Source organism: Zymomonas sp. (assembly GCF_020216885.1).
GTDB lineage: Bacteria > Pseudomonadota > Alphaproteobacteria > Sphingomonadales > Sphingomonadaceae > Zymomonas.
Genome location: NZ_JAIWON010000003.1, coordinates 1 through 10,000, shown reverse-complemented (window position 1 = coordinate 10,000; position 10,000 = coordinate 1). Strand labels below are relative to the sequence as shown.

The 10,000-nt window shown below is 45.2% G+C and carries 7 protein-coding genes; 5 read left to right on the top strand and 2 right to left on the bottom strand.

The window, feature by feature from the left end:
* Nucleotides 1-289: 289 nt before the first annotated feature.
* Together dnaK and dnaJ are read left to right on the top strand one after the other, a co-directional pair.
* On the top strand, nucleotides 290-2,197 hold the full coding sequence (gene dnaK, locus LDL18_RS00130; protein ID WP_296505854.1) for a molecular chaperone DnaK: 1,908 nt from the start codon (nucleotides 290-292) through the stop codon (nucleotides 2,195-2,197).
* 119 nt (nucleotides 2,198-2,316) lie between these two features.
* A complete protein-coding gene (dnaJ, locus tag LDL18_RS00125) occupies nucleotides 2,317-3,441 on the top strand; it encodes a molecular chaperone DnaJ (protein ID WP_296505851.1) in 1,125 nt (374 codons plus the stop codon).
* A 109-nt stretch (nucleotides 3,442-3,550) separates the two neighbouring features.
* On the opposite strand, the gene purB is transcribed toward dnaJ, so the two are convergent.
* Nucleotides 3,551-4,846 carry an adenylosuccinate lyase gene (gene purB, locus LDL18_RS00120; RefSeq protein ID WP_296505849.1) on the bottom strand — a complete coding sequence of 432 codons (1,296 nt, stop codon included), beginning with the start codon at nucleotides 4,844-4,846 and terminating at the stop codon, nucleotides 3,551-3,553.
* A gap of 135 nt (nucleotides 4,847-4,981) precedes the next feature.
* Nucleotides 4,982-5,665 carry a DNA repair protein RadC gene (gene radC / locus LDL18_RS00115; protein WP_296505848.1) on the bottom strand — a complete coding sequence of 228 codons (684 nt, stop codon included), beginning with the start codon at nucleotides 5,663-5,665 and terminating at the stop codon, nucleotides 4,982-4,984.
* 154 nt (nucleotides 5,666-5,819) lie between these two features.
* On the opposite strand from radC, the gene LDL18_RS00110 reads away from it, so the two are divergent.
* Genes LDL18_RS00110 through LDL18_RS00100 form a run of 3 tightly spaced genes read left to right on the top strand, consistent with a single transcriptional unit; the run spans nucleotide 5,820 to nucleotide 9,610 of the window.
* Complete coding sequence (locus LDL18_RS00110) at nucleotides 5,820-8,960, top strand: YdbH domain-containing protein (RefSeq protein WP_296505846.1); 3,141 nt, start codon at nucleotides 5,820-5,822, stop codon at nucleotides 8,958-8,960.
* 54 nt (nucleotides 8,961-9,014) lie between these two features.
* On the top strand, nucleotides 9,015-9,215 hold the full coding sequence (locus LDL18_RS00105; protein WP_011240558.1) for a YnbE family lipoprotein: 201 nt from the start codon (nucleotides 9,015-9,017) through the stop codon (nucleotides 9,213-9,215).
* Nucleotides 9,212-9,610, top strand: a complete 399-nt coding sequence (locus tag LDL18_RS00100; protein ID WP_296505843.1) for a YdbL family protein — start codon at nucleotides 9,212-9,214, stop codon at nucleotides 9,608-9,610. The genes LDL18_RS00105 and LDL18_RS00100 overlap by 4 nt, the downstream gene beginning before the upstream one ends.
* Nucleotides 9,611-10,000 lie beyond the last annotated feature (390 nt).

Here is a 10,000-nt window from a genome sequence, read left to right as displayed (position 1 = left end):
TCTTGAAATCTTGGCCAAAAAAGAAGGTTGGCCTTGCCTCGACTGGAAACATAGCTGACTTGAATAGAATTCGATTATTTTTATTGAATATTAGGATCTGAAAAACCAATATACGCCGCTTGAGGCGATAAAATAGCCTTAAAAATCAAAATAATAAGAAGCTGTCTTGGGTGAGTGGCTTGCGCTTGTAAAAAGCGTTCTTATATCGCCCAATGTAGACTTGTTCCAAGGGCAAGCTTTTATTTTTAGAAGAGTAAATTTTGTCATTCCTGGGGAAGGAAGGTAGGACATGGGTAAAGTTATAGGTATTGACTTAGGTACGACCAACAGCTGCGTTGCTGTTATGGAAGGTGGTCAGCCTAAAGTTATCGAAAATGCAGAAGGTGCACGCACGACGCCGTCTATTGTTGCTTTCACCAAAGACGATGAACGCTTGATTGGTCAGCCCGCAAAACGTCAGGCTGTTACCAATTCTGAAAACACGATTTTCGCTGTTAAACGTTTGATCGGTCGCCGTTTTGATGATCCAGTAACCAAGCGCGATACTGAATTAGTCCCTTATCATATTGTTCGTGGTAGCAATGGTGACGCTTGGGTTAAAGCGGGTGGTCAGGATTATTCACCTTCCCAGATTTCGGCTTTCATTCTTCAGAAAATGAAAGAAACCGCAGAGTCTTATCTCGGTGAAACCGTTGATCAGGCTGTTATTACGGTTCCAGCTTACTTCAACGATGCTCAGCGTCAGGCAACGAAAGATGCTGGTAAGATCGCTGGTCTTGAAGTGCTTCGTATCATCAACGAACCGACAGCCGCTGCTTTGGCTTATGGTCTCGACAAGAATGATGGTAAGACGATTGCTGTTTATGACTTGGGTGGTGGTACCTTTGATATCTCCATTCTGGAAATCGGCGATGGCGTTTTTGAAGTGAAGGCCACCAATGGTGATACCTTCCTCGGTGGTGAAGATTTCGACACCAAAATCGTTAGCTATCTTGCTGAAGAATTCAAAAAAGCCGAAGGCATCGATCTGACCAAAGATCGTCTGGCTCTTCAGCGTTTGAAAGAAGCCGCTGAAAAAGCCAAAATCGAACTGTCTTCTGCTCAGACGACTGAAGTCAATCTGCCCTTTATCACCGCAGATGCCACGGGCCCGAAGCATTTGGTCAAAACCATTTCTCGCGCTGAACTGGAACGCTTGGTTGCTGATCTGATTGATCGTACTTTGGAACCCGTGAAAAAAGCTCTGGCTGATGCGGGTGTCAAAGCCTCTGACATTGACGATGTCGTCATGGTCGGTGGTATGACTCGTATGCCGAAGGTTCGTCAGGTTGTTAAAGAATTCTTTGGTAAAGAACCGCATACTGGTGTGAACCCAGACGAAGTGGTTGCCATGGGTGCTGCCATTCAAGCCGGTGTGCTTCAGGGTGATGTCAAAGACGTTCTGTTGCTTGACGTGACGCCGCTCTCCCTTGGTATTGAAACCTTGGGTGGTGTGTTCACCCGTATGATTGACCGTAATACGACGATTCCAACGAAAAAGTCGCAGGTCTATTCAACGGCTGAAGATAACCAGAATGCTGTGACAATTCGCGTTTTCCAAGGTGAACGTGAAATGGCAGCCGACAACAAGCTGTTAGGTCAGTTTGATCTTGTCGGTATTCCGCCTGCGCCACGTGGTGTTCCGCAGATCGAAGTAACCTTCGATATTGACGCTAACGGTATCGTTAATGTGTCTGCTAAAGACAAAGGTACCGGTAAAGAACAGCAGATCCGCATTCAGGCATCCGGTGGCTTATCTGAAGGCGACATCGATAAGATGGTCAAAGACGCAGAAAAATTTGCTGCTGATGACAAGCATCGTCGTGAACTGGCAGAAGCCAAAAATAATGGTGATAGCCTCGTTCATACGACCGAACGCCAGTTGACGGAATTGGGTGACAAGGTTGATGCGGCTCTGAAAACTGAAGTCGAGGCCGCTGTTGCTGCAGTGAAGACGGCTTTGGAAGGTGAAGACGTTGCCCAGATCAACGAAAAAACCCAAGCTTTAGGCCAAGTTGCTATGAAATTAGGTCAGGCTCTTTATGAGCAGGATCAGGCAAATAACGAACGTCACGACACGGCTGAAACCGAAAAAGCTGAGGGTGATAATGTTGTTGATGCCGAATTTCAGGAAATAGATGACCAAGATAAGAAATAATCTGGTTATTGCGACCCGAAGATCAGCCTAAATAAGGGCTTGTCACGACAATGCCACCATCGGTTTTAAAGCATAAGCTGTGATCGGTGGTGGTAAGGTTGTGAAAGTGGGGGAGCCTTGTGTCTGAGTTAGATTATTATAGTTTGTTAGAAGTCGAGCGCACTGCCGACGATAAAACCATAAAAACCTCTTATCGTCGTTTGGCTATGCGCTATCATCCCGATAAAAATCCGGGTGATAGTGACGCGGAAGAACGCTTTAAAGCGATTTCCGAAGCCTATGATTGTTTGAAAGATCCCCAAAAAAGAGCGGCCTATGACCGTTATGGCAAAGATGCCTTTCAAGGCGGCGGTTTTGGTGGCTTTGGCGGCGGAGCTCAAGATTTCGGCGGTTTTTCCGATATCTTTGAATCCGTTTTTGGCGAATTTATGGGAGGTCGCGGTCAAGCGCGCTCTTCTGTTCAGCGCGGTGCCGATCTGCGCTATGACCTCAAGATCAATTTAGAAGAAGCCTTTAAGGGCAAGACAGTCGATATTGAAATTGATGTTGCCTCTGTCTGTGATGCTTGTCATGGGTCTGGCGCTAAGGCAGGTTCTGGACGTAAAACCTGTGACACTTGCCATGGTTCAGGCCGGATTCGGGTGCAGCAAGGTTTCTTTGTTGTTGAGCAGAGCTGTCCGGTTTGTCAGGGTAAAGGCGAAGTTATCAGTGATCCATGCCCCGAATGTCATGGGGAAGGGCGCTGTGAAAAGCATAAGACCCTTTCTGTCAATATTCCGGCAGGTGTCGATGATGGCACGCGCATCCGTTTGTCAGGTGAAGGCGAGGCTGGTTTACATGGTGGCCCAGCAGGCGATCTGTATATTTTCATCCATGTAACGCCGCATCAGGTTTTCCAACGCGAAAGTTACAACCTGTTTGCTCATGTGCCGATTTCCTTTACCAAGGCTGCCTTGGGTGGAAGCATCCATGTTCCAAGCCTCGATGGTGAGCAATATGAGATTTCTATCCCTGCTGGTATCCAATCTGGTAAACAGCTAAAACGGCGTGGTGCAGGTATGCCGGTCTTAAATGGCCGTGGCCGTGGTGATTTGATTATTCAGATCGACGTCGAAACTCCGACCCGTCTGACGGCAAAGCAACGCGAATTGTTAGAGCAATTCCGAGAGACCGAGACCGGCGAAGAATGTCCGAAATCATCGGGTTTCTTTTCCAAGTTGAAAACAATTTTAACAGGCGAATAGTTCTTTGGGGAATTTCGTCTTTTGGAAGGTTTTCTAAGAAAACCATTTCCAGCAAGAACAAAAAAAGGCTGTCTTTTAGACAGCCTTTTTTCTTGGTATCCAGCCAATTTTAGTCTTTAAAAACTCGCTCAAAGATGGTGTCGACATGTTTGAGGTGGTAACCAAGATCAAACAGGGCTTCTAGCTTTTCATCGCTTAACGTGACCTCTGGATCTGCCTTTAGCAGTTCAAGCAATGAGATAGTGCCATCCGATTCCCAGACCTTCATAGCGTTACGCTGAACCAGACGATATGCCACTTCGCGGCTAATGCCGGCTTGGGTCAGTGCTAGCAAAACACGCTGCGAATGAATAAGTCCGCCCATCCGGTCGAGATTACGCTGCATACGTTCAGGATAAACCAACAATTTATCCATGACATTGGTCAAGCGTGCCAAAGCAAAGTCCAACGTAACGGTAGCATCGGGGCCAATCATACGTTCAACAGATGAATGCGAGATATCGCGTTCATGCCACAAGGCAACATCTTCTAAGGCTGGAGTGACATAGCCACGAACCAGACGAGAAAGACCGGTTAAATTTTCGGTTAATACCGGATTCCGTTTATGCGGCATGGCTGAAGAGCCTTTTTGCCCCGGCGCAAAATATTCTTCAGCTTCCAGAACCTCTGTCCGTTGCAGATGCCGGACTTCGATAGCGACTCTTTCGATTGAAGAGGCAATAACGCCCAAAGTAGCAAAGAACATCGCGTGGCGATCACGTGGGATAACCTGCGTTGATACAGGTTCGACACTTAAACCCATTTCTTTTGCGACATGGGCTTCAACACGAGGATCGATATTGGCAAAAGTACCAACGGCACCTGAAATAGCACAAGTGGCGATATCCTTGCGCGCAGCTTCTAAACGGTCACGATTCCGTTTAAATTCAGCATAGGCTTCCGCTATTTTTAATCCAAAGGTCGTCGGTTCCGCATGGATACCATGACTGCGACCAATCGTTGGCGTCATTTTATATTCGAAGGCACGGCGCTTCAAAACAGCCAGAAGTTTATCAATATCGTCTAAAAGAATAAGCGCTGCACGGTTTAACTGCACAGAAAGACAGGTATCGAGAACATCAGAAGAGGTCATGCCTTGATGCATGAAACGAGCTGGATCGCCGACATGTTCGGCCACATTCGTCAGAAAGGCAATCACATCATGGCGAACTTCAGCTTCGATTTCGTCGATGCGTTCGACTTCAAAACTGCCTTTTTCCCAGATAGCTTTTGCGGCATCTTTCGGGACAACGCCTAATTCAGCTAATGCATCGGTGGCATGAGCTTCGATTTCGAGCCAAATACGGAAACGGCTTTCCGGTTCCCAGATTTTTACCATCTCTGGTCGGGAATAACGGGGGATCATAATTAGGACTCCTAACAAATAGTCCGGTCTTTTCCGGCGGGGGGTTATGGCATTTTGACCTAACAAAGCCGATAGGGGCTATCAATCTTTAAAAATATCAATCGACTATTTCTGACAAGAGTTTGGCGCTTTTGATTACAAAAGGCCAAGTCCTTTTAGGCTACAAGCACCGCTGCTGCTGATAATGACATGGTCGTGAAGATAGATTTTTAAGGGGCGTGCCGCGGCGATGATCGAACGGGTTAATTGAATGTCGGCTTCACTGGGGCTTGCATCGCCACTGGGATGATTGTGCACCAGAATGAGGCCAACCGAGCAGAGCTCAATCGCCCTTCGGATAACTTCACGCACGTAAACAGGGGCTTGATCAACCGAGCCTTCGCTTAGAATTTCGTCTCGGATAAGGCGATTGTGGTTGTCCAAATGAAGTAGTCGACAACGCTCAGTTAATCGAAAAGCCATATCTGCGTGAAGATAGTCGATCAGTGCTTGCCATCCAGATAAAATAGGCGCTTTTTTGATCTTAGTTTTGAGGAGTCTTAACGCCGCGACTTGAGCGATTTTCAAGGCTGAAACGACAGTCGGGCCTGCGCCTTTGACACGGGAAATCATACCCGGATCGGCTGTTAGCAAAGCTTCTATATCGCCAAATTCTGCTAACAAAGCGCGAGCCAAGGGTTTTGTATCTTTTCTAGGAATAGCTAGCGTTAAAAGATACTCTATGACCTCGTGATCCAATAAAGCATCAGCTCCGCCTGTGAGCAGGCGCTCTCTTAATCGGCCGCGATGACCTTGATAGCCAATATCTTTTCTATCCATTCTCAATGGATATAAAGGATTGATGCCGGATGTAATACTGTTTAACTTTCAATATATAAAGATAGCGGCTTTTTCTAAAGCATTCTTGTATGGCATCGAAATCGCGACTTTCATTTTATAAATATTGACCCAATTTTAATAAAGAAAAACAGGGATGACGGATAAAACGCAGAACCAGTTTCGGCTCACAAAAAAGCATTTCTGGCTGTTTGCCATCATCCTTTTTGTGGCTGTTCTTCTTATTCTCTGGTCACAGCGTATGATATTTGGGCGCTGGTTGATTACTCGTGAAGTAAATCAGCTTCATATCAAGGCACGTTATCGTCTAACTCGTCTTGATCCAACCATTCAGCAGCTTGATCATCTTGTGATTGGTGATCCTGAACACCCTGATCTTGCGGCGGATCATGTCGTTATCCATCTCAAGCCTTTATGGCATGGTTTGGCCATTTCTTCTGTCCATTTTGATAAGCTTCGGATTTATGGACGTTTAGATAAAAAGGGTGTTGATTTTGGGAATCTCAACTATTTGAAAAGCTATATGGCGACGAGTGGTAATGCTTCTGGGTTACCCATTCTGGATGTGGATTTGAAAGATGCCCGCCTGAAATTAAAAACCGAATATGGCGTTATTGGTATGGCTGCTGATGGTAGTGGTAACCTTGCCCATGGATTCCAAGGAAATCTGGCCGTATCTATTCCACATTTTTCATCTGATACTTGCCAAGTAGAGAAAGGTCATTTCTTTTTGAAAATATCGGTCTCGCATGGGAGACCTTATTTTCAGGGGCCGGCTTCAGCTGAAGCGATTCGCTGTCAGAATAGCAAGATAAAGTTAGAAAAACTGACAGGCTCTGTTGATGCTTCTCTAAACAAAGCTTTGGATAACTGGCAGGGGCAGGTTTCTATATTAACGCCAGAGGTGGCCTCTTCAGGAAATGCACCATGGCAGTTATTGGGTGTAAATGGGAAAGTTACTGCAAAAGGTGATTTTCAAACAGCAAAAGGACAGATGGACTTTTCGGGTAAAGAGCAGATAAATTTTGTTTCTGGCGGTAATTGGCATGTTGCCAGTTCTTTTGATTTGCCGTTTAGTTATTTCTCTGATCCTAAAAAGGGCAATCCTCTTTCGGCAAATATGCGGTTTTCTTTGGCAAATGCTCGCATAAAAACAGATTTTTCTAGCCTGACTTTGCCCGATGACACACCTATATCGTCTTTAGTCCAACAGTTGCAGCAAAATTTAACCAAGCTCGCGGGAAATATTTCTGCTGATACCGAAATTGCTGTTGATAATAAACAAGGCTATTTGACTGCAACCTTGAGAAAAGCGGTTTTGACTGGCTCAACTGGACAAAAAATACAATTTTCTGGTCTTGCCCAGTGGCAAGAAAAACAGCAGAAAATATGGCATTTTGGTGGTGATTTTTCTTTAAAAGGAGACGGTTTTCCAAACGCTGAAATCCATCTGGCGCAGTTAGGGGATTATGGTGTTAAAGGAGAGGCTAAGATTGAGCCTTATCGTAACAATACAGCCTCTATTACTTTAGCGCCTGTCAGCTTTTTATATGAAAAACAGCATTTCTTATTGAAAACTCAAGCTGATATATCAGGGCCTATCGGGGCGAATGGACAGGTTAAATCTTTGATTTTGCCTGTCGATATTGAAGGGAAGAAAGACCAAATTGCCATTAACCGCAGTTGCTTTAACCTGCGGGCTGAAAAATTGGTTATGTCAGGTGTAACTGCTCAAAAAATCGTTTTGCCGCTTTGTCCTATCGAAAAGTCATTCCTAAGAGTCGATAATGGTCATTTAACAGAGGGCGGCGCGCGCCTCGATAATCCAACGATTGCAGGGGTAATTAACAACCAGCCTTTCAATCTTCATGTGAAGACGTCTTCTTTTTTTCTTGCGCGCCATTATGCGGAGTTAAGTGGATTACAATTCAATCAAAAGGGGGATGATGGCGATCCTGATACCCACCTGTCTATTGACCACTTAACAGCTAATCTTGACGGGATGGACGGTGAAGGTGACCTGACTGGTATGTCAGGTCGCTTCAGTCTTGCACCTTTTCTGTTTAGTAATGGTGCTGCGCATTGGGAATGGCAGAATAAGGGCGGCGAGAAAACGACCGATAATACCGATATTGTTTTGCATGGTGCTGTAGATATTGCCGATGCAGATCAAGCATCGCCTCGTTTTTTACCGGTGCGGTCGCAAGACTTGTTGATGCAGATCAATAAAGATCGTGTCCATATTACAGCGGGTATAGATCGTCCTTTGGATATCCGGACTATCCATCTTTTGGATACAAGGATTGAGCATCATTTTGGTGATAGCCGTGGTCATGTTTTATTCCACGTCAACAATGTGTCTTTTAATAAAAACCTGCAACCGGAACAAATTACGCCTTTAACCTTGGGTATTTTTGCGGATGTAAAGGGGAGCTTATCTGGTCAAGGTAGAATTGACTGGAAGAAAAAGAATGTCGTTAGCACGGGGCAGTTTGTTACTAACGATCTCGATTTTGCTGCAGCCTTTGGCACAGTTTCAGGTTTTAAAGGGAAGGTAGTTTTTTCTGATCTTTTGAATTTGAAAACGCCACCCAATCAGCTGGCAACCGTTGATGAAATCAATGCTGGTTTAGCTATCAAAGACGGGCAGATACGGTATCAGCTCTTACCCAATAGGGTGGTTGTTGTTGAAAAAGGCGATTGGCCTTTCTTTGATGGTCATTTGACATTGGATGGTTCTGTCCTCGATTTTGGGCATACAGGCTCCCATAAAGTTGTTTTCCATGTATCTGATATGGACAGCGCCCCGTTGGTCGAGAATCTCCAGTTAAAAAATATATTTGTTAGTGGCCGTTTTGATGGGATTTTACCGATCGAATTTAGCGCCAATAGTGGCAAAATCGAGGGTGGACGTCTGGCTAGCCGTAAACCTGGTGGAGTTGTGAGTTATGTCGGCCCAGTATCTAATGCTCATCAGGGCATGTTAGGTAAGGTAGCTTTCGATGTTTTGAAGGGTGTCCGTTATCAACGCTTAGATGTCCTTTTGAATGGTAGCCTTGATGGCGATTTTGTCAGCTCCATTCAATTTGGCGGTGTTCGAGAAGTCGAGACGAAAGCCGATCGTTCTTATTTGGCACGTGAGATTGAAAAAGTACCTTTTCATTTCAATGTCCAAGTAAAGGCACCTTTCCGTGGGTTACTGAACGCGATGCGCTCTTATAACAATCCTCGTTCAGTTCTTAATCAGTCAGAGCTGGCTACTGAAGGCGCCTTCTAATCTTAAAAATGAAGAAAAAGAGTCTATATTAGTAACTATCTATTAGGATTATATATGAGGCAGAAGACCGGAGTAATAGAGAAGAGCCTTCTTTTCGCCAGCTTGCTGATGGTAGGGGGGTGCATCTCGGTTAAGGCACCTGACAAACCGATTGAGATAAATCTTAATGTCAATGTCCGGCAGGAGGTTGTCGTTCATCTTCAAAAAGATGCTGGCGACTTTATTCAAAATAATCCGGAGTTATTCCCACAATGACCAACGTAAAAATGAAATGGCTCAAAGCTATTGCCCGTGTGGCTCTTGTTATGGGCCTGTCCTTAGCCGTGCCTTCTTTTGCTCAAGGCGGTGATGATATTTTACAATCAGCCATAGCCAACGGCGTGATTGGTGAAAAGATTGATGGCTATATGGGCTTTGCCCAAACACCGCCACCTCCAGTCAAAACAGCCGTCGATGCTTTGAATATTAGAAGACGTGCTGCTTATACCGCAGAAGCCGCTAAACGTGGGGTTACTGTCGAAGAATGGGCCGTCGCTGTCGGATGTAAAACATTGGCAAGTCGTGTCCAAGAGGGTCAATTTTATGCTTTGACTGATGGGAAGTGGCAGAAAAAAAATGGCCCGATCGCATTACCTTCAACCTGCGGTTAAAAAGACTTGGTAAAAGATGCCTTGGAAGGGCTTTTTACCTGTAAATAGGCGATATTCTGCTTAACTGGTCTTTTTTTGCGATGGGGATAATAGAAAAGTTTGGTTTTTCATTCTCTGCGCTTTGAGTTGACTTGCTTCACCCGTCTTCTTAAAAAAGACCTACTTGACGAGATAGTTACTCGTCATGCTGAATAGCATTTATCCTTGAAATTCAAGGGGTTGGAATTCAAGGCGTAGCGAGTTGGCGATGATGAGTAACGATTCTAATAAAGGGCTGGGACCACAAGACCCTAGAATGGCAGAATTAGAGGCCATGCTTGCGACGAGCAGAAGCGATTCTGAAAGTCGTTTGGCAAAAGCTAATAAGCCTGCGGTTAAAGGTTTTGCTCA

Bases quoted from the DNA above. Each gene is read 5' to 3' on its own strand.
- dnaK (WP_296505854.1), top strand. From the start codon at position 290: ATGGGTAAAGTTATAGGTATTGACTTAGGTACGACCAACAGCTGCGTT.
- purB (WP_296505849.1), bottom strand. From the start codon at position 4,846: ATGATCCCCCGTTATTCCCGACCAGAGATGGTAAAAATCTGGGAACCG.
- radC (WP_296505848.1), bottom strand. From the start codon at position 5,665: ATGGATAGAAAAGATATTGGCTATCAAGGTCATCGCGGCCGATTAAGA.
- LDL18_RS00110 (WP_296505846.1), top strand. From the start codon at position 5,820: ATGACGGATAAAACGCAGAACCAGTTTCGGCTCACAAAAAAGCATTTC.
- LDL18_RS00105 (WP_011240558.1), top strand. From the start codon at position 9,015: ATGAGGCAGAAGACCGGAGTAATAGAGAAGAGCCTTCTTTTCGCCAGC.
- LDL18_RS00100 (WP_296505843.1), top strand. From the start codon at position 9,212: ATGACCAACGTAAAAATGAAATGGCTCAAAGCTATTGCCCGTGTGGCT.